Here is a 21,399-nt window from a genome sequence, read left to right as displayed (position 1 = left end):
GATTTAGATGAAAAAGAAGAAGATAAAAGAGCCTGTGTATATTCCACTTTTATATACAGAGGAACCCTTTGAAATTTATCAATTAACAGAAAAGTTTAAATTCAATGCTAGAAAAAATGAATTTCACGGAATTCAAGTAGCATCTCCTGCTTATGGCTCACAAATTGATGATAAGCCAGTTTACCCTGATAATGCAGGTAAAATTGATATTGATCAAGGCTATGATTATATTAGAAAACAAGAGGAAAAGCATATTTCTGAAGAAGAAATTATTAAAAAATATGGAACAAAATATTATGAGTTCCAAATGCTTGACCATGAAAAGGCTAAGGAATTCTTAGGTGGAGAAGGTCCTGAGCTTAAAAAGCCTGTAGAGGCTCCAAAGCCTGAAAAGAAGAAAAAGGCATTATCCTTATTTGAAGAGGATTTCAATGATTTTATAACAGAAGATAAGCCTAAGGTAGAAGAGGCTGTTTTACCTAAGGAAGAGGATGTAGAAGAGCCAGACTTTGAGCTTGACTTAAATGTTGATGATTCTCCATATGAATATAATACAGAATCAAGCTCTATGCCAAAGGCAAAGCCTACATCTATTCCATCCTTCTTAACAGAAAAGCAAAAAGAGGAAGAGCCTATAGAAGAGGAAAAAGAAGATCCATTCGCATTTGGAGAAGATAGTATTGATGACTTTAACTTTGAGGATATGCCATCGATGGATGCCCCTGAAATTAAATTTACCGATAATCCTCCAGTAGATAAGACTATTTCTATTGAAGAAGCAATAAGAAGAGCACAGGCTGGTGATTTCCCAACTGTAGATATGGAAGATCCTACTCAAAATAGAGTTGTAGAAGTTAAAAAGGATCCTCTTCCTATTAAGAAGGAAGAGCCAAAGGCTCCAGTATTCAAGAAGGAAAACAAATATAAGAATTATCATATTGATTATAATTCTATGTTCCAAAAGTCTTCTTTAGCAGAATCAGAGCTTCCAGCATGGCTTGAAACAAAGAAAGAAATTATCAATCAAACTCTTACCTCCTTTGGTATTGCAGGTGAGGTAATTTCTTATACAAAGGGTCCTGCCTTCACTTTATATGAAATTATGCTTGACCCAGGTGTTAACGTTAAAAAGGTTAACCAAATTCGTGATAACCTTGCTATGAATCTAGAGGTTCAATCCTTACGTATTCTATGCCCAATTCCAGGAAAGAATACCGTAGGTATTGAAGCTCCAAATGATAAGGCAGATGTAGTTAAATTTGGTGATATTATTGATGATAAATTCGTTAATGATAAGAAGCCTATGAATGTAGCTTTGGGTAAGGATATTAATGGTAAGAGTGTATACCAAGATATTACAGATATGCCACATGCATTAATTGCCGGTGCTACAAAATCTGGTAAGTCTGTTTGTATCAATACTTTATTAGTTTCTTTACTTATAAAGAATTCTCCAGAAAAGCTAAAGCTTATTTTAGTTGACCCTAAGATGGTTGAAATGACCTTCTATAGAGATATTCCACATCTAGCTGTACCAGTTATTACAGATTTAACACTTGCAGGTGAGGCACTAAAATGGGCATGTGAAGAAATGGATAGAAGATATGAAATCTTCTCAAGAAACAGAGTTCGTAACCTAGAAGAATATAATAAGAAAAGAGAAACTTATCCTGAACTTGAAAATCTACCATTCATTTTGGCAGTTATCGATGAGTTTAATGATTTAGTTATGCAGTGCGGTGCTGAGGTAAATGATTCCATTGTTCGTCTAGCTCAAAAGGCTAGAGCCTGCGGTATGCATATTATCTTAGCTACTCAAAGACCAACTGTACAGGTTGTAAGTGGTACAATTAAGGCCAATATTCCATGCCGTATCGCATTTAGAGTTGCATCTCAAATTGACTCGAATACAATTCTGGATGAGGTAGGTGCTGAAAACCTACTTGGTCGTGGTGATATGTTAATCAAAAACCAGGGTGCTCCAATGAGAGCTCAAGGTGCATATTTACCGGATAATGAAATCATCGCTATTTGTGATTATTTAGTTCAAACCTATGGTCCAGACTATATGTTCAATTTAGATGATTTAAAGAAGAGAATGAATCAGCCAGCTGCAGGAGGATCTTTAGGTGGAAGAGATGTGGCAGCTGAATCAGAGGAATTATTATATCAAATCGCACAGTTCTGTGTGGATTCTAACGCCTGCTCCATCAATGGTATTCAAAATGCCTTTGGTCTAGGCTTTAACCGTGCTTCAAGAATTGTTACAATGCTTGAAGATAGAAATATTGTAGCTCCTAAGAATGGAACAAAGAGCCGTGAAATTCTTGTGGATACATATCAATTAAGACAAATGTTTGGAATTGATGACGAATAATGATATCTTTAGAGAAAAAGTATTTAGATAAAACAATTACAGAAGAAGAAACGGCTCAATATAAAAAAATCCTATGGATTAGAAAAGGTATTCTTCTTGGCCTATACTTCCTTATGATTATATTATCCTTTGTATGGGTAAGAAGAGTATCTATCTTCTTTAATGTATTAGGTGGAGGAAAATTTTCCTTCTATGCAGTTGCGATTGTTTTATTCTATTTAACATTATTTTTAACATTTGGTTATTTTACATTTCAAATATCCTATATGGTTTATTCTGAAATAAAGAAAAAAGACTGGTTAAGTCTTATTTCTAAATTAAATATCAAATTAGATATTGTATCTTTTTTATGTAAGTGCTTATCTATATTATTATTTATAATGATATATATGACTACTCCATGTACTGTAGTAGGTAATTCTATGAATGATACATTACATAATGGAGATAGATTATTATGTACAGATTTATTTTATTCTCCACACCAAGGAGATATCATCGTATTTAACGCATCCCAATATACCAAAAAACTATATGGAAATTATGATGATAAATTCTTTATCAAAAGAATTGTTGCGGTATCTGGAGATAAATTAACCTTAAGTGAACCATTACCTGATTCATTTACATTCTATGTGAATGACGTAGAATGTCCTGATGTTAGTAAAACAGAATTTATCAAAATAAGAGAAAGTGCTGGAATAACAGAGGATAAGGATTGGTTTAAAATTCCAGATGGTATGGTTATGGTAATGGGAGATAATAGAGAACCAGGAGAATCCTGTGATTCTAGATCCTTTGGTTTAATTTATGCCTCTGATATCTTTGGTAAGGTATATATGAGAATATTCCCATTCTCATTTAATCTAGGCTGTACATATCATAGAGTTTAAGTTTTAAGGAGTGCATCTTATGAATCCAATTCAATGGTTCCCTGGTCATATGGCCAAAGCGAAAAGAGAAATTAAAGAAAATATTAAGCTTGTGGACTTAATCATAGAACTAAAGGATGCAAGAATACCTTATTCCTCAACAAATCCTATGGTAGATGAAATCGTAGGAAATAAGCCTAGACTTATTTTACTTTGTAAATCATCTATTGCGGATCCTAAAATCACTAAGGAATGGATGGATTATTATAAATCCTTAAATATATTATCCTTAGATATTGATTCTATTACAGGATATAATGTTAAGAATGTAGTTCCATACGCAAGATTAGCTTTAAAAGAAGTATTTGAAAAAAGAGAATCTAAAGGTATTAAAAGTAAACAAATTAAAGCTTTAATTATTGGTATCCCTAATGTAGGTAAATCTACATTAATTAATACCTTAGCCAAAAGAAAGGCTGTTGCGGTAGGAGATAGACCTGGTGTAACGAAATCTCAAACCTGGATTAAGATTACGGATGATTTATTCTTACTAGATACTCCAGGTATCTTATGGCCAAAGTTTGAAGATCAAACGGTTGGCTTAAAGCTTGCAATGTGTGGTTCTATTAAAGATGAAATCTTGGATATGGAATATATCACAGATGAATCTGTTAGGTATTTAAGTCAAAACTATCCTAATTTATTAAAGGATAGATATAACTTAGAAGAATTAAATGAAGATCCAATTGAAGTATTAAAGGAAATTGGTAAAAAAAGAGGCTGTATGTTAAAGGGTGGTCTTATTGATTTAGATAGAGTAAGAACAATCCTTATGAATGAGCTTAGAAGTATGAAGATAGGGGCAATGAGTTATGAAAAGCCAGAAGGAAGAAATTAACCTATATAAATATGAGAATGAATTATATGATGAAGGATATGAAAATATCTGTGGAATAGATGAAGCAGGTAGAGGTCCTCTTGCAGGCCCTGTTGTAGTTGCTGCATGTATCTTGCCACCCTTCTTAAAAATAGAAGGCATTAATGATTCTAAGCAACTATCTGAAAAGAAAAGAGAAGCCTTATATAAAATAATTGTTAAGAATGCTGTTAGTTATAGCGTAGTATTTGTTTCAGAAAAGGAAGTAGATGAATTAAATATTTATCAAGCTACCAAAAAGGGTATGCTGAAGGCAGTAGAAGAATTAAAGGTAAAACCTGATTATGTATTAATTGATGCAATGCCTTTAGGTGAGCTTGAGGTTAAGCATCAATCCTTAATTCATGGAGATGCCTTATCTGCGTCTGTTGCTGCAGCATCTATTATTGCAAAGGTATCTAGAGATCATTATATGGAAAAGATGGATTTTAAATATCCTAATTATGGATTTAAAAAGCATAAGGGATATGGTACTAAGGAGCATTTAGCTGCCTTAGAAAAATATGGTCCTTGTAAAATTCATCGTAAAACATTCGCACCAGTATCAAAATATTTCTCAAAACAATTATCCTTAGATTTAGATTTTAATGATGATGAAAATGAAAATTAATTTTTTCTACTCCCTCCTTTAGGAGGGGGTTCTTTTTTGTGAAAAATAGGTAAAAATGTAGCCTTGACAAGTGAAAAATCTTGTTCTATTATAGAGGGGCACTTTGAAAAGGAGGAACACCAAGTGAATAAAATCATCATCGTTGAGTCTCCAAGTAAATCAAAAACTATCGCAGGATATTTAGGTGGAAAGTATACCGTATTATCCTCAAAAGGCCATATTTGTGACCTTGCTACTACAGGTAAGGGTGGACTTGGTATTGATATAGAACAAGGATTTATTCCAGACTATAGAATTATCGAGGGCAAAGAGTCTTTAGTTAAAAGCTTACAAAAGGCTTGTAAGGGTAATCAAGTTTATCTTGCAACCGACCCCGACCGTGAAGGAGAGGCCATTGCATATCATTTAGCTAGAGAATTGAATCTAGATTTAAATGATTCAAATAGAATAGAATTCCATGAAATTACAAAAACGGCAGTCAATGAAGCATTGTTAAATCCCCATAAGATTAATATGAAGATGGTGGATTCACAAGAATCAAGAAGAATGATCGACCGTATTTTAGGCTTTAAGCTTTCTAAGCTATTACAAAGAAAGATTGGTTCTAAATCTGCAGGTAGAGTACAAAGTGCAACCTTATTATTAATAGTAAATCTAGAAAAAGAGATATTAGCATTCGTTCCTGAGGCTTATTATGAGATGGAGGCATTATTTAAAACCTTCAAGCTTAAGTTAAGTGAATTAAATGGTGTTAAAATAGATTCCAAGAATCGTATTACAGATCGTAAGGTACTTGAAAACCTTAAAGCAAGATTATTATCCTTTACGGTATCTGATATTAGCCATAAGCAGGTAAAAAAGCAATCCTATCCTACTTATACAACATCTACTATGCAGCAGGATGCATCCATAAGATTAGGCTTTAGTCCAACTCGTACAATGACAATTGCGCAAGCCTTATATGAAGGTAAGAATATTGGTAGTGAAACTGTCGGTTTAATTACTTATATGCGTACTGATTCTACAAGATTAGCGGATAGCTTTGTTAAAACCTGTGATGATTATATTTTAAATAATTATGGTACTAGATATTTAGGCTCTGTTAAAACAAAAAACCAAAAGGGTATGCAGGATGCCCATGAAGGTATTCGTCCAACATCCATATCTAGAACACCAGATTCTATTAAAGATTATTTAACAAATGATGAATATAAGCTTTATAATTTAATTTATAAAAGAACTCTAGCATCCTTAATGAGTGCAGCAGTATATAACCAAACAAAGGTAGAATTCCAAAATACAGATTCCGTTTGGAGTGCATCAGGAACAGAGCTTACCTTTGATGGCTATTTAAAGGTATATGGAAAAGAAGCAACGGATGAGGTAACCCTACCTTCATTTAAGCTTGGGGAATCCTATAATGCGGATAAGATTCAAATATTAGATAAGGAAACTCAGCCTAAGAGTAGATATACAGAAGCATCCTTAATTAAGGATATGGAGGATTTAGGTATCGGTAGACCATCTACTTATGCCCAAACTATCGCAACCCTAAAGGAAAGAGAATATATTAAGCTTGAAAAGAAGATGATTCATCCAACCGAACAGGGTATGCTTACTATTGATAGGCTTAATGAATATTTTGATTCTATTATTAATGTAAAATATACAGCAAATATGGAATCTGATTTGGATAAAATCGCATCAGGAGAGCTAGAAAAGGAAACTGAGCTTCAAAGCTTCTATGATGGATTTATGCCTATTTATGATAAGGCATTAAGAAATATGGATAGTAAATATCCTATTCCTACAGATGAAATATGTCCGGAATGTGGAAGCCCATTAGTTATTCGATTAGGTAAATATGGTGAATTCATCTCTTGTAGTAATTATCCAAGCTGTAGCTTCATTAAAAGGGAAGAGGAAGAGGATAATGATACAGGAATTATATGCCCTAAATGTGGTAAGGCCCATATTGTAAAAAGAGTATCTAAATCTGGTAAGAGTAAGGGTAAAACCTTCTATGCATGTAATAATTATCCAAAATGTAAAACAATATTCAATGATAAGCCTACAGGAGAAGTATGCAAGGATTGTGGTGCATTAATCTTAATGGGAGAAGATGGAATTAAATATTGCTCTTCTCATTGCCAAGATGAACCAAAAGAGGTATTTATTTGCCCTGAATGTGGCAAGGGACACTTAGTTCCAAGAACTGCCGCAAGAGGTAAAAAGAAGGGGGCAACCTTCTATGGCTGTACAAACTTCCCTAGATGTAAAACCATCATTAATGGAACTCCAACAAATGAGAAATGTAAAGATTGTGGTTCTATGATGATTATGGATAATGATGGTAAGTTATCTTGTTATAAGAAATGCAATGAGGTAAAAAAAGAAGTAGAGGTTAAAGAACCTATTAAAGAAGATACAAATGTCACTTGTCCTAAATGTGGTAAGGGTCATTTAATTAAAAGAGTTGCATCTAAGGGTAAGATGCAAGGAAATGTATTCTTTGGATGTTCAAACTTCCCTAAATGTAAGGCAATTATTTCCTTAGAAGAATATAATAAGTTATTAAATAATTAAACTCCTATTTGGAGTTTTTTTATTTTGTGGTAAAATGGTTTTTGAATTGAGGGGTTTATTATATGGTTATTTCATTAAAACAAATAAGTTTAAAAGAAGATATATTATATCGTTTCATACCATATATCATAATATTTTTAGCATCTATCTTTGGTGGAATTGTACTTTTTTATAATGGATTTCCTAGAGGAGACGATGTTGCATATCATTTTTCTAATATTTATGATATGTATTTAGATTTAAAAAGTGGATCTATAGCTAGTATTTCTGATACTCTAGCTTGTGGCTTTGGCTTTGGAAAGAATTTATTTTATTCACCACTTGTACATCTATCTACTGCAGTATTAGCTATTATATTAGAGCCTTTTGGAGTATCTTTATTAAATGCTTTGAAATTTAATTTATTTATATCTATTTTTATATCTGGTATATTTATGTACCGCTTTTCCATGCATATATCTAAAAATAAAAAAATAATATCTTTAATTGCAGCATTAATATATGTATTATACCCATATCGCTATTTTGATATGCTATGTAGAGTTGCGCTTGCAGAAGCATATGCTTTCTTATTTTTCCCACTATTCTTTATGGGATTATATGATTTTATCCATATTGAAGATAGAAATACTGGTGGAATGATTCCATGCTTAGAAATTATCCTTGGTGGTAGCTTATTATTTTTAACACATAATATTAGTGCAATTTATGCATATTTCTTTGGAATCATATATTTATTATTCCATCTTAAAAAGATTTATTATTTATTCAAATACGACAAAACATTAATTCTATATGCAGTAGTATCTGCTATATTACTTTTAGGAATTGCCTCTAAAACATTATTTAGTGCATATTCTTTATATCAAACCAATCTATATAATGTATCACATGAGGTACGTATGTGGACGAATGCGGAATATTTAGCTAAAAGAAATGATTTTGAATGGTATAGCGGTTTATTGAATTTAGAATATTTAACTGGTAGAAACTGTGGTATTAATATTAAAACTGCATCACTAGATGCTCTATATTTTTCTATTAGTACCTTAGGTATAGTATTCTTGGATTATTTTATTGCCAAAATTAAATATACAAAGTATTTCCATTCTATTCTTGCTTGTTTAGTTGGATTAGCTTTAGCATTTATATTTCAACTAAGAACAGAAGTAGTATTAGGTATTGTATTATTCTTAGTAACTTATTTATTCTATTCATATAAAGAGGGAATAGAAAAATTAGATTTAAAAGCACTTTTAGCTTTCTTTGGCATTGCAACAGTATTCTTTATAGTATCCATGGTAGCATATAAAACTGCCTTATATGGTGTTTTAATTTTGGCAAGTGTATTATATGCCATAAGCTATACAGTGCTTCATAAAAAGAAAAAGTGTGCAAAGATATATAAAGAATCTAATATGGATTTATATTATTTAGTATTTGCACATATTGTAACTATTATATTAATAGTTGGTGGAGGCATTTGGTATATTATGCCATCTACCCTAAGAAGTATTCAATTCCCATGGCGCTTATTTGGATTCTTAGCATTCTTTACATCTATTTTAACTGTTGAAATATTAAAGAATGTTAAATCAAAATACTTTACCTTTGGAGCTTTAGCAGGTGCAGCATTTTTAATGGTTGTATCTGAGGCAATCCCGGAAAAGACACTCGTATATAACAGTAATAAAAATGATCCTAAAGCTACTGGTTGGTTATATGCAATTGATGATTCTATGTATACAGATAGTGGTGCCATTGGTGCTTGTAGAGAATATTTCCCACAGATTTATTATTACAATGAAACATATCAATCTAGCTATAACAATAGCTTATATAAGAAGGTTAAGAATTATCTTATGAATCCTTCCCTTTATAAAATGCCTACTCCTATTATTTTAGAAGGAGAAGCTAATGTAGCCTTAGATGGAATACTAGATAAAGAGATTGTTTATATTTTAGATGTGAAAGAGGATAATTCTTTAGTTCAATTACCAATTAGCTATTCTAGTGACTATATAGTTGATTTAATGGATAATAATGGAAATAAAGTAGATGTAATCGTTATAAGTAGAGAACAAAAGGTATCCTTCCATATAAATAAGGGTACATATAAAGTAAGATATCAATATAGCTATAATTTGGCATCGAATATTAAACCAGTTGTATTAGAAGGAGAAGGTAATATTTTACTTAATAGAAACCAAGCTCCTCAAATTGAAATGGATTTAGATATAGTAATGGAGGATACCTTAATTCAATTACCTTTAATTTATTATCCTGGATATGTAATTTCATTAGAGAATTCAAATGGTGATATTGTTAAAATTGATGCAATAAATGTAGATGGATTAGTATCCTTTAGAGTAAATAAGGGTACTTATAAGGCTACCTCTTATTATGAGGGTACAAAATTAATGAATATTGGAAATCTATATCAGAGGTTAGCTATTCCATTAACACTAGGCTTTGCCTCTTTAGGATTATTCTTTGATAATAAGAAAAGAATTCGTAAAGAAAATGTTTTATATATAGAGAAATAGGCTTTGGCCTATTTTTTCTTCTTTTAATTTAGGACTCTATTATGATATAATAGAAAAGAATATGGAGTGAAAATTATGGGCTTTTTTGATTTATTTAAAAGAAAAGATAAAAAGAAAAAAGAAAAATATAAAATGGGTTTACACAAAACTCGTGAGGGTGCATTATCTACCCTAAAGGATATTCTATCTAAGAGTAATCAAATTGATGAAGATTTATTTGATGAGCTAGAAGAAATATTTATTATGGCAGATATTGGTGTAGATACTGTTATTGACTTTATAGATAAGCTTAAGAATGAGGTTAAAACAAAGGGCATCACTAATCCTGTAGATTTACAGGAAATGATTATGGATGAAATGTTTGAAATCTATTTGAATGGTGAAATTGTTAACGCAAACCTTAATCTAAAAAAAGAAGGATTATCTGTTGTTTTATTCGTTGGTGTAAATGGTGTTGGTAAAACAACATCCATTGCTAAAATTGCTTACCAATATAAAAAGATGGGTAAGAAGGTTTTACTTGCTGCAGGAGATACCTTTAGAGCCGGTGCAGTTGCACAGCTAGATGTATGGGCAAATAGAGTTGGAGTAGATATTGTTGTAAAGCCAGATGGCTCTGACCCTAGTGCTGTAATGTATGATGCAGTAAAGAAGGCTAAGGCAGAAGGATATGATTTATTACTTTGCGATACTGCAGGTAGATTACAAAATAAGGTTAACCTAATGAATGAGCTTGCCAAAATGAAAAGAGTCATTCAAAAGGAAATTCCTGATGCACCACATGAAACATTACTTGTTATTGATGCAACAACAGGTCAAAATGGTATGTCTCAGGCAAAGGCATTTAAAGAGGCAACAGATGTTTCTGGTGTAATTTTAACTAAGCTTGATGGTACATCTAAGGGTGGTATTGTTCTTGCCATTCGTCATGAGCTTGGTATTCCAATCAAATATATCGGATTAGGTGAAGGTGTTGAGGATTTAGAAATCTTTGATATCGAGCAATACCTATACGGTTTATTTGCTGATTTCTTTGAGGAATAATATGGAAGAGGAAGCTAAAAGACAGCTTACCATAGATTTATATGATATTTATGGTAGCTTATTAACAGAAAAACAAAGAACTTATTTTGAAGATTATTATTTCTTAGATTTATCCTTATCTGAAATGGCAGAGAATTATGGGATATCTAGAAATGGTGTATTTGACCAAATTAAAAGAGCGGTTAGTGCACTAGAGGAATATGAAATGCATATCCATCTTCTAGATAAGATGAAAAAGATTGGTTCAATGGAAATGGATTCTAAATTAAAAGAAGAAATCTTGAACCTTTTAAAGGAGTAGATTATGGCATTTGATAGCTTAAGCTCCCGTTTACAAATGGGACTTAGAAGACTTACTGGTAAGGGTAAGCTTGATGAAAAAGATATTGATGATATGCTAAGAGAAGTAAGATTATCCTTACTTGAGGCCGATGTTAACTACAAGGTTGTAAAAAAATTCTTAGCAGATATAAAAGAAAAAGCCTTAGGTGAAGAAATTCTAAAGGGCTTAAATCCAGGACAACAGGTTGTTAAGGTTGTTCGTGAGGAATTAAAGAAAACCTTAGGTGATGAGGCTGTTGATTTAAATATTAAAGAGCATGGTACAACCATTGTTATGGCTGTTGGTTTACAGGGTGCAGGTAAAACTACTGCAGTAGGTAAGATGGCATTATTCTATAGAAAAAAGCTAAAGAAAAAGCCTATGCTAATTGCAGCCGATATTTACCGTCCTGCTGCGGTAGATCAGCTAGTTACACTTGGTAAATCGATTAATGTACCTGTATTTGAAATGGGTACAAAGGTATCTGCAGAAAAGATTGTTACGGAAGGCTTAAAGAAGGCTCGTGAAGAGGGCTGTGATTTAGTATTCATCGATACTGCAGGTAGACTTCAGATTAATGAAGAATTAATGCAGGAATTAAAGAATGTAAAGGAAATCGCAAACCCTGATGAAATCTTACTTACAGTAGATGCTATGGCAGGTCAGGATGCTGTAAATGTAGCCTTATCCTTCCATAAGGATTTAGACATTACAGGTATTATTTTAACTAAGCTTGATGGTGATACTCGTGGTGGTGCTGCATTATCCATTAAGGAAATGACTGGTATTCCAATTAAGATTATGTCTACAGGTGAAAAGCTTGATGCGATGGAGATTTTCTATCCAGATAGACTTGCAGATAGAATCTTAGGAATGGGTGATGTATTAACCTTAATTGATACTGTACAAGAGAATATCAATGAAGAAGAAATGAAGCAAATGGCTGAAGAGATGATGAAAAATAACTTCAACTATAATGACTTATTAAAGCAGTTTAAAATGATTAAGCGTATGGGCTCCATTTCTAAGCTTCTAGGCTTCTTACCTGGTATGGGTCAAATGAAGCAAGCAATGTCTCAAGTAGATGATAAGGCTTTTGATAAGATTGAGGCAATCATCTATTCTATGACAGAAAAGGAAAGATGTCATCCGGAATTAATTGATAAGGATTTTAAAAGAAGAGATAGAATCGCAAAAGGTTCTGGTAGATCCATTCAAGAGGTTAACCGTCTTCGTACAATGCTAGAGCAAATGAAAAAGACGATGAAGCAAATGAAGAATATGGATGAAGATGATGCGAAAAGAATGTCTCAACAAATGAAAAATGGAAATTATTCTGGCTTTGCACAGCCTAAAATGAAAAAGGGTAAAGGCAAGGGCAAGGGTGGATTCCACTATTAAAATATAAAAAACCATGGCTTCATGGTTTTTTTAAGCGGAGGATCTATGAGGCTTATTACAAGTATATATGAAAAAGAACAATTAGAATATTTAAAGGATAGTCTTGATTTAGCCTTATTAGAGTCTAAGGAGGCATCCTTAAATTACAAGAATTTAGATTTAGATTATGCCATTAGATTTTGTATGGATAATCATATTGGTATAGCTTTATCTATGGATAAGATTTATCAACCAAAAACGATTAAAGAAGCAGAAGAATTTTTAAAGAAATATAAAGATATTGTAGATTATTTTTATGTTACGGATTTAGGTGTATGTAATTTAGCTATAAAGCTTGGTATAGAAAATAAAATCATCTTTGATCCTAAAACTATGATAACAAATTCTTTAGATTTTTCTATTTATGCGTCCTATGGTTTTCATGCACTTGGAATTTCATCCGAAATAACTTTAGAGGATTGTAATACAATTATTCATAAATGTAATAAAAATTCCTTTTATCAGGTTTTTGGATTAAGATTAATGTTTTACTCAAAAAGGCATTTAATCTCTTTATATTCAAAGAAAAATAATGAAGAATATCCTAAAGAGGATGTATACTTTAGAGAAGCTACAAGAAGTGATTATTTCCCTGGCTTTGAAAATATAAATGGTACAGTGATGTATCGTTCTTATTATATTTCTTTATTAAAAGAGCTAAGCCAAATGAAAGACTTTACCTATGGCTATTTAGAAAGCTATAGAGTAGATAATGATACAATGAAGAAGGTATTAGATATTTATAAGAATGCCATAGATGGTAAAAATATAGATGAATTAATAAGTGAATTTAATTCATTAAATTTAAATGTAGAGGATGGCTTTACTTATAAGGATTCTGTATATCAAAAGGAGGAGTTAAAGTTATGAGTAAATTTGAACTATTAGCTCCTGCAGGAGATTTAGAAAAGCTTAAGGTTGCTATTCTTTATGGAGCAAATGCTGTATTCATTGGTGGATTAAAGTTCTCTTTAAGAAGTAGAGCATCCAATTTCACATTAGAAGATATTAAAGAAGGCTGTGAATTTGCCCATGCTCATAATGCAAAAATTCATGTAACATGTAATATTGTTATGCATGAGCATGATACAGATGATGTAATTGAATATTTAAAAGCATTAGAAGCATGTGGTGTTGATGCTATTATTGCATCAAGCTTATATATTTTAAAAATGGTATTAGAGCATACCCATATGGAAGCTCATGTATCTACCCAGCAATCTTCAGCAAACTCGGAAACTATCGATTTCTTTACAAAATTTGGAGTACATAGAGTAGTTCTTGCAAGAGAATTAGATTTAGATGAAATTAAAGAGGTTGTTAAAAATTCTAAAGTAGATATTGAAGCATTTATCCATGGTGGAATGTGTGTATCCTATAGTGGTAGATGTATGTTATCCAATAACATGACCAATAGAGATGCCAATCGAGGAGGATGTGCTCACTCCTGTAGATGGAATTATGATTTAATTAAGGATGGTAAGGTATACAACAAAGAAGGAGATTATTTTGCAATGTCTTCTAAAGATTTATGTGCTATTAAGGCTATTCCTAAATTAATGGATAGTGGAGTATATTCCTTTAAAATTGAAGGAAGAATGAAATCCTTACACTATATTGCAACAGTAGTAAATGCTTATAGAAGAATCATTGATGAATATGAAACAACAGGTAAGGTTTTAGATTATGATTCTTATATTACTGCAATCGAAAAGGCAGAAAATAGACTTACTGGTACAGGCTTTTTATTTGGTGATCCTACTGTTGATTGTCAGCTATATGATTTAAATTTAACTGTTCCTACTAAGGATTTTATTGGAATTGTTAGAGGATATGATAAAGAGACTAAAATAGCCTATATTGAACAAAGAAATTATTTCTTACCTAATACAACGATAGAAGTATTTTCTCCTCGTGGAACATTTAATTTAGATATTAAAGAGATTTATGATGAGGATGGTAATAGCTTAGATGCTGCAAGACATCCACTTCAAAAGATTCATTTTAAAAGTGATATTCCACTATCTGAATTTGATTTATTGAGGTTAATCTAATGGAATTTCTACTTAAGGGTTTAAAAGTAAAGGTAGATTTCATTTTAAGAAAAGAAAAAAGAGGCTGGTCGATTAAATTTAAATCCCCAGATACCTTTCTATTCTATTCGAATAGAATATGGAGGGATGATGAAATAATCTTAGAAATGTCAAAGCATTATAGGTTTATTAAAAGATGCTTGAATCAAGAAGAAAAGATATATTCGAATTCCATCCATTTATTTGGTAAGGAATATGAGCTTATAAAGGAATATTCTGATATAAGAAGAATGGTATTATTTGGAGATAAGGTATATTTATATACAGATACTGAGGATAAAAATATCAATCAACAAATTGCTAATCAATTCTATTATGAAAATTTATCTTATTTTGTAAATAATCATATAGAAAAAGCAAAGCAAGATATGGGTATTAAATTCCCTATAACTATTCAATATAAGCAAGTAAAGACCTATTATGGGGAATGCTTACCAAAAAGAAGAATAGTTATATTTCAATTAGCATTAGCAAAATATGATGAGATTTCTATTTTATCAGTTATATATCATGAACTTTGTCATTTTTATTATCAAAATCATCAATCTTCCTTTTATAAGCGTCTAGAAGAAGTATTTCCTTCTTATAGGGAGATTCAAGCAAGGCTTAGAAGAACAAAATATAATGATGCTTATTAGTTCTTGATTTTTTGAAGTTTTTAGGTATAATTTATATATGTATTTTTATGGAGGACTATAAAATGGTAAACGCAAAACAAATTGATTTAACCGTACAGGGTAAGAAGGAACTTGAAGATGAGCTAGAGTGGAGAAAAGTTTCTGAGCGTGATAGAATTAAAGAAGCTATCCAGGTAGCTCGTGAGCAAGGTGACTTATCCGAAAACGCTGATTATACATCCGCAAGAGAAGAGCAGTCTAAGAATGAAGCTCGTATTACTGAAATTGAGGATATGCTAAAGCATGCTAGAATTGTAGAAATCACTACAATTAAGATTCGCTATGTAGCTAAGAATTTAGTAAAAGAGTTCCAGGTTTGCGGTTCTGAAACAGATCCATTTGCTGGTAAGATTTCTAATGAATCTCCTTTAGCAAAGGCAGTTTTAGGTCATAAGGCAGGAGATCATGTATTTATGACTACTGAAACTGGCAAGGACATGGAAATCGAAGTATTAGAGATTAAAAAGTAATTTCAAGATTTATGGCTTATCTAAGCCATTTTTCTTTTAGTTAAGCCATTTTCTCTTATGAAAGGGCTTGCAATTATAACATACAATTGTTATAATTATAAATACAAAATGCAATTATTTTTAGGAGGAAAAAATGAATAAATCAGAAATTGTCGCAGCAATTGCCGATGGATTAGAAGTTACACGTAAGGATGCTGAAAGAGCAGTGGATACAGTTTTTAAGATGATTGGAGAAGCTTTAGCTGATGGAGATAAGGTTGTTATTTCTGGATTTGGTACATTTGAGGTAAGAACTAGAGTAGCTAGAGAGGGTAGAAACCCAAGAACTGGTGAAATCGTTGAAGTACCTGCACAGAAGACTCCTGCTTTCAAGGCTGGTAAGGTTTTAAAGGACGCTGTAAATAAATAGAGCATCATGCTCTATTTTTTTTCGGATGGAATATGGACGCATTTGATTCTATTTATTCGAATAACCCTCAAGCTCTAAGAGAATTTTTAGAGCTTGGAGATGTTAATATAAAAAATGAAAGAGGCCTAAGTCTTCTTCATGTAGCTATTACCTTCAACAACTCTGAAATATTTGATTTACTTTTAGAAAACTATATCAATGTAAATATGCAGGATAGCTTTGGAAATACTCCAAGCCATTATTGTGTAATTAATAATCGAATTGGCTTTTTAAAAATGCTTATTCGTCATAATGCTGATTTAACCATCAAGAATAATGATGGACATTCTCCTTTGTATAAAGCATGCATCTTAGGTAGAGAAAATATGATTTCTTTATTATTAGAAACTCAAGAATTCCATTTAGAAGAAGAGGATAATAAAGAAGAAACTATATTTATGGCTTTAGTAAGAAGTAGAAATCTAGATTTACTTGCTAAAGTAATTGTAGATGATGAAATTGTAAATAAGCCTAACTTTAAGGGGGAAGCCCCAATCCATATTGCAGCTAGAAGTGGAGACATAAAGGTTTTATCTTATTTGATTAGCCACAATGCATTTGTGAATTTGAAAACAAATCAAGGAGAAACTCCGCTTTTCTATGCTATAAAAGCGAAAAGCTTTGATAGTGTAGATTTATTATTATCTAAAGGAGCTATTTTAGATATAAAGAATAAAAATGGGGATACTGCCTTAGATTTAATTGAAGCAGATTCTATGATAGATTTCATTAATGAAAAGGCGATTAAATATAAGTATGAGGAATATAAAAGTACATATCCTTTGCATTATGCGATTCTAATTGAAGATTATGTTTTAGTAGAAAAACATATGGTTTTAAGAAATATAAAAAGAAGTGATACTTTTGGATTTACACCGAAGATGTTAATAAAGTACATAAAGAACGAAAGAATCCGAAAACTTTTAGATGAAATTAAGTAATTCACTTGATTTTTTTGAATATTTCTATATAATAGAAGTATAAGCTTTAAAAGAGAGGTTGACGGACCTCTCTTATTTATTTCTTAATTTGGAAATGGAGGGATTTTATGGATTTACAAATTACCAAAACCATATTAGAGCCATTTCTTAAGGAGCATGATTTAATTTTCTATGATGTAGAGCTCGTTAAGGAATTTGGTTATCTGATTTTAAGGGTTACCCTAGATAAAAAGGGTGGAATTGATGTAGATACTTTAGGTCTTGCGAATGAATATTTATCCGAAAGAATAGATAAGTATGATTCTGATATGCCAGAATATTTACTTGAAGTATCATCCCCTGGGGCAGAGAAGGTTTTAAGAAATGATGAAGAAATCTTAGAATCTATTGGAATGTATACTCATGTAGAAGTAGAAAATATGATTTATGAGGGTGAGCTTGTAGAGGCAGATCCCATGTCCATTACCTTAAGGATTAATATTAAAGGTAGATTTAAAAAAATGAATATTAAGAAAGAAGAAATCAAGCTTATAAGGCTTGCAGTTAAAATATAGGAGGAGAAAATGATTAACAAAGCTTTTTTTGAGAATGCAGAAGTACTTGCTGAAGAAAGAGGTATTACTGTAGAGGATGTATATGAGGTATTTAAGAAGGGATTAATTAATTCCTTCAAGAAGATTAATGGTAATGCTTCATGTGAGGTTACAATTGATCCAGGCCATCATGAAATCAAAATGTATTCTTTACATGTTGTAGTTGAAAAGTATTCTGAAGAGTTAGAAGAAGATGCAATGGCAGAAATGCTACTTGAGGATGCTCAATTAATTAAGGCATCCTATAAGGTTGGAGATATTGTTAAACAGGAAGTTAATATTAAAGACTTCAACCGTACAGCAATTAGTGCTGCAAAGAGTGTTTATACTCAGGGTGTTAGAACTAAACAAAGAGAACTTGCTTATGAGCATTTCAAGACTTTAGAAAATGAAATGGTTATTGGTGAGGTTACTAACTTAAATGATAAGTTCATTACCCTAAATTTAGGTATGGGTGTTGTAACAAGCCTATCTGTTAAAGAATTATTACCTAATGATCATCCATTCATTGGTGAAAAGATGAATGTATATGTTCGTAAGGTTGAAATGACTACTAAGGATCCTAAGGTTTCTGTATCTCGTACAGATAGAGCATTAGTTATCCGTTTAATGGAAAACTTCATTCCAGAAATCAAGAGTGGAGTTATTGAAATTAAGGGTATTGCTAGAGATCCTGGTGATCGTTCTAAGATTGCCTTATATTCTAATGATCCAAAAGTTGACGCTATCGGCTCTTGTGTTGGTGAAGGAGGATCTAGAATCCGTGATATCGTTAATGCTTTAGGTGGAGAAAAGGTTGATTTATATAAGTGGAGTGAAGTTCCAGAGGAATTAATTTCTAATTCCTTACAGCCTGCAAATGTTACAAAGGTTTTATCCATTGATCCAAAGACAAAGTCATCTGTAGTTGTAGTTCCAAATGATCATTTATCACTTGCTATCGGTAAGTCAGGACAGAATGTACGTTTAGCTGTTCAGTCTTGTGGCTGGAAGATTGATATTATGCCAGTTACTGAAGCATATGAGAAGGGATTATTAATCTAATGAAAGAAAGAAAGCCTGTTTTACGTACCTGTGTTGTTACAAAAGAGGTATGTGAAAAGAAGGATTTAATCCGTGTTGTTCGTACACCTGAGGGTAATGTTATTGTAGATACTAAGGGTAAGGCAAACGGTAGAGGAGCATATCTTAAGCTATCTGAAGAGGTTATTCTAAAAGCAAAGCAATCTAAAGCTTTAGATAGAAAGCTTGAGGTTTCTGTTCCTGATTCTATTTATGATGAACTTTTAGGATTATTAAAGTAATATGGATAAGATTTTATCAAATCTAGGATTATGCGCTAGAGCAAGAGGTCTTGTAGATGGTACAGATATCGTATGTAGCCAAATGGCAGATCATAAGATTAAGCTTGTATTTCTTGCTAAAGATGCATCAGAAAATACAAAGAAAAAGATTCGTAATAAAGCGAATTATTATAATGTGGAGGTCCAAGAAAGCTATTCCTCAATAGAACTTTCATCTGCCATTGGTAAGGAAAATCGTATGGTTGTTGGAATTAGCAATGAAAGCTTTCTAAAAATATTAAAGAAATAAGGTGATTATTGTGGCTAAAAAACCTACGAATAAAAAAGAGGTAAGAACTTCAAATATCCCGCCACAAAAGGGTAAGAAGAAGGAAAATGACACTAAAGAAAAGGGTGTCTTAACATATAGAGCGGATATGACTGTTGCAGATATTGCATCTGAAATGGGCAAAACAAATAGCCAAGTCATTATGAAGCTTATGCAGCTTGGTATTATGGCCAACCAAAATCAAACTGTAGATAGAGAAACTATTGAGCTAGTCGCAATGGATTTTGGCTTTGAGGTTAAGGATGAGGTCATTACAGATGCTGCAAGATTTGATGAGATGGTATTTGAGGATGATGAAGCTGATTTAGTTTCTCGTCCACCAGTTGTAACAATCATGGGTCATGTTGACCATGGTAAAACAACATTACTTGATACTATTCGTAATTCTAGAGTAGCTAAGGGTGAGGCTGGTGGTATCACACAGCATATTGGTGCATACCAGGTTAACCATGAAGGCTTCTTAATTACATTCATTGATACTCCAGGTCATGCCGCATTTACACAGATGCGTGCACGTGGTGCTCAAATTACAGATATCGTTATTCTAGTTGTAGCTGCAGATGATGGTGTAATGCCTCAAACAGAAGAGGCTATTGCTCATGCTAAGGCTGCAGGATGCCCTATTATTGTTGCAGTAAACAAGATGGATAAGCCAACTGCCAATATGGATAGAGTTAAGCAAGAGCTTGCAAACTATGATCTATTAGCAGAGGACTGGGGTGGAGATACAATCTTCTGTCCAATTAGTGCACTTAAGGGTACTGGTGTTGATGACCTATTAGGTATGGTTCAGTTAGTGGCTGAAATGAAGGATTTAAAAGCAAATCCAAAGAGACTAGCTATGGGTAGTGTAATTGAGGCTCAGCTTGATAAGGGTAAGGGCCCTGTTGCTACTCTATTAGTACAAAATGGTACATTAAAGGTTGGTGACTGTGTTGTAGTAGGTACAACATGGGGTAAAATCCGTACAATGGAGGATGACCATCATTCTCGTTTTACAGATGCAGAGCCATCCTTAGCTGTAGCGGTTACTGGCTTAAATGAGGTTCCTATGGCTGGTGATAAGTTTATGGTATTTGCAGATGAAAGAACTGCAAGAGAAACTGCAGCTATTCGTCAGGCTAACGCAAAGGCATTAGAAAATACATCTAAGAAGGCTGTAACACTTGAAGAATTATTCAGTGAAGCAGAACAAGATAAGGAAAAGATTTTAAACTTAATCATCAAGGGTGATGTACAGGGTTCTGTTGAAGCATTAAAGGCTTCCTTAGAAAAGATTCAAATGGATGATGTTAAGGTTAATATCATTCGTGCAACTGTAGGTGCTATTACAGATACTGATGTATCCTTAGCTGAAGCAAGCCATGCGATTATCATTGGCTTTAATGTACGTCCTATGGCTCCTGTTCGTCAAGAAGCACAAACTAAGGGTGTTGAAATCCGTCTATATAACATCATTTATAAGGTTATTGAAGAAATTGAAGCTGCATGTAAGGGTCTACTTGATCCTGAATTTGAAGAAGTTGTTACAGGTCAAGCAGAGGTTCGTACAGTATTTAAGATTTCTAAGATTGGTACAATTGCCGGTTGTTATGTAACTGATGGTGTTATCGAAAGAAATTCCTTAGTACGTATTTTAAGAGATGGCGTAGTTGTATTTGAAGGAAAGATGGCATCTTTAAAGAGATTTAAGGATGACGTTAAAGAAGTTAAATATGGTTTTGAATGTGGTATTGGCATTGAAAACTATAATGATATTAAAGAAGGCGACGTAATCGAAGCCTCTATTATGAAGGAGATTCCAAGATAAT

At 32.4% G+C, this 21,399-nt stretch carries 20 protein-coding genes; all 20 read left to right on the top strand.

The window, feature by feature from the left end:
* Positions 1–7 precede the first annotated feature (7 nt).
* The 20 genes from EI71_RS02935 (at position 8) to infB (ending at position 21,398) form a co-directional block, all read left to right on the top strand.
* A complete protein-coding gene (locus EI71_RS02935; RefSeq protein WP_119015762.1) occupies positions 8–2,377 on the top strand; it encodes a DNA translocase FtsK in 2,370 nt (789 codons plus the stop codon).
* The gene (gene lepB, locus EI71_RS02930; protein ID WP_119015761.1) at positions 2,377–3,270 is read left to right on the top strand and encodes a signal peptidase I; all 894 of its coding nucleotides are present in this window, start codon (positions 2,377–2,379) and stop codon (positions 3,268–3,270) included. The genes EI71_RS02935 and lepB overlap by 1 nt, the downstream gene beginning before the upstream one ends.
* A 19-nt stretch (positions 3,271–3,289) precedes the next feature.
* Positions 3,290–4,147 (top strand): ribosome biogenesis GTPase YlqF, encoded by an 858-nt coding sequence (gene ylqF, locus EI71_RS02925; RefSeq protein WP_119015760.1) that lies wholly within the window; start codon positions 3,290–3,292, stop codon positions 4,145–4,147.
* Complete coding sequence (locus tag EI71_RS02920; protein WP_119015759.1) at positions 4,122–4,796, top strand: ribonuclease HII; 675 nt, start codon at positions 4,122–4,124, stop codon at positions 4,794–4,796. Before ylqF ends, EI71_RS02920 begins: the two co-directional genes overlap by 26 nt.
* A 123-nt stretch (positions 4,797–4,919) precedes the next feature.
* Positions 4,920–7,382: a type I DNA topoisomerase gene (gene topA / locus EI71_RS02915; protein WP_119015758.1), complete on the top strand. Its 2,463-nt coding sequence runs from the start codon at positions 4,920–4,922 to the stop codon at positions 7,380–7,382.
* Between the two features lie 62 nt (positions 7,383–7,444).
* Positions 7,445–9,928 (top strand): hypothetical protein, encoded by a 2,484-nt coding sequence (locus EI71_RS02910; RefSeq protein WP_119015757.1) that lies wholly within the window; start codon positions 7,445–7,447, stop codon positions 9,926–9,928.
* Between the two features lie 75 nt (positions 9,929–10,003).
* Positions 10,004–10,972 carry a signal recognition particle-docking protein FtsY gene (ftsY, locus tag EI71_RS02905; protein WP_119015756.1) on the top strand — a complete coding sequence of 323 codons (969 nt, stop codon included), beginning with the start codon at positions 10,004–10,006 and terminating at the stop codon, positions 10,970–10,972.
* A gap of 1 nt (position 10,973) precedes the next feature.
* Positions 10,974–11,273 (top strand): YlxM family DNA-binding protein, encoded by a 300-nt coding sequence (ylxM, locus tag EI71_RS02900; RefSeq protein ID WP_119015755.1) that lies wholly within the window; start codon positions 10,974–10,976, stop codon positions 11,271–11,273.
* A gap of 3 nt (positions 11,274–11,276) precedes the next feature.
* Positions 11,277–12,695, top strand: coding sequence for a signal recognition particle protein (gene ffh, locus EI71_RS02895; RefSeq protein ID WP_119015754.1), 1,419 nt, complete (start codon positions 11,277–11,279; stop codon positions 12,693–12,695).
* A gap of 45 nt (positions 12,696–12,740) precedes the next feature.
* Entirely contained in the window at positions 12,741–13,604 is an 864-nt protein-coding gene (locus EI71_RS02890) for a U32 family peptidase (RefSeq protein ID WP_162849708.1), read from the top strand.
* Positions 13,601–14,788, top strand: coding sequence for a peptidase U32 family protein (locus tag EI71_RS02885; protein ID WP_119015752.1), 1,188 nt, complete (start codon positions 13,601–13,603; stop codon positions 14,786–14,788). Before EI71_RS02890 ends, EI71_RS02885 begins: the two co-directional genes overlap by 4 nt.
* Positions 14,788–15,465: a YgjP-like metallopeptidase domain-containing protein gene (locus EI71_RS02880; protein WP_119015751.1), complete on the top strand. Its 678-nt coding sequence runs from the start codon at positions 14,788–14,790 to the stop codon at positions 15,463–15,465. Before EI71_RS02885 ends, EI71_RS02880 begins: the two co-directional genes overlap by 1 nt.
* Before the next feature lie 62 nt (positions 15,466–15,527).
* Positions 15,528–15,974 (top strand): transcription elongation factor GreA, encoded by a 447-nt coding sequence (gene greA / locus EI71_RS02875; RefSeq protein WP_162849707.1) that lies wholly within the window; start codon positions 15,528–15,530, stop codon positions 15,972–15,974.
* A gap of 133 nt (positions 15,975–16,107) precedes the next feature.
* The gene (locus EI71_RS02870; protein ID WP_119015749.1) at positions 16,108–16,383 is read left to right on the top strand and encodes an HU family DNA-binding protein; all 276 of its coding nucleotides are present in this window, start codon (positions 16,108–16,110) and stop codon (positions 16,381–16,383) included.
* A 32-nt stretch (positions 16,384–16,415) separates the two neighbouring features.
* On the top strand, positions 16,416–17,363 hold the full coding sequence (locus tag EI71_RS02865) for an ankyrin repeat domain-containing protein (RefSeq protein ID WP_119015748.1): 948 nt from the start codon (positions 16,416–16,418) through the stop codon (positions 17,361–17,363).
* Positions 17,364–17,470: 107 nt separating this feature from the next.
* Positions 17,471–17,917 (top strand): ribosome maturation factor RimP, encoded by a 447-nt coding sequence (locus tag EI71_RS02860; protein ID WP_119015747.1) that lies wholly within the window; start codon positions 17,471–17,473, stop codon positions 17,915–17,917.
* A 9-nt stretch (positions 17,918–17,926) separates the two neighbouring features.
* A complete protein-coding gene (gene nusA / locus EI71_RS02855; RefSeq protein ID WP_119015746.1) occupies positions 17,927–19,000 on the top strand; it encodes a transcription termination factor NusA in 1,074 nt (357 codons plus the stop codon).
* Positions 19,000–19,260 (top strand): RNase P modulator RnpM, encoded by a 261-nt coding sequence (rnpM, locus tag EI71_RS02850; protein WP_119015745.1) that lies wholly within the window; start codon positions 19,000–19,002, stop codon positions 19,258–19,260. The genes nusA and rnpM overlap by 1 nt, the downstream gene beginning before the upstream one ends.
* A gap of 1 nt (position 19,261) precedes the next feature.
* Positions 19,262–19,549 carry a L7Ae/L30e/S12e/Gadd45 family ribosomal protein gene (locus EI71_RS02845; protein ID WP_119015744.1) on the top strand — a complete coding sequence of 96 codons (288 nt, stop codon included), beginning with the start codon at positions 19,262–19,264 and terminating at the stop codon, positions 19,547–19,549.
* A 1-nt stretch (position 19,550) separates the two neighbouring features.
* On the top strand, positions 19,551–21,398 hold the full coding sequence (gene infB, locus EI71_RS02840) for a translation initiation factor IF-2 (RefSeq protein WP_119015743.1): 1,848 nt from the start codon (positions 19,551–19,553) through the stop codon (positions 21,396–21,398).
* Position 21,399 lies beyond the last annotated feature (1 nt).

This window comes from Anaeroplasma bactoclasticum (genome assembly GCF_003550015.1).
Classification (GTDB): domain Bacteria; phylum Bacillota_I; class Bacilli_A; order Acholeplasmatales; family Anaeroplasmataceae; genus Anaeroplasma; species Anaeroplasma bactoclasticum.
Note: the sequence above shows the minus strand (reverse complement) of the source record. Positions and strands in the feature narration are given on the sequence as shown.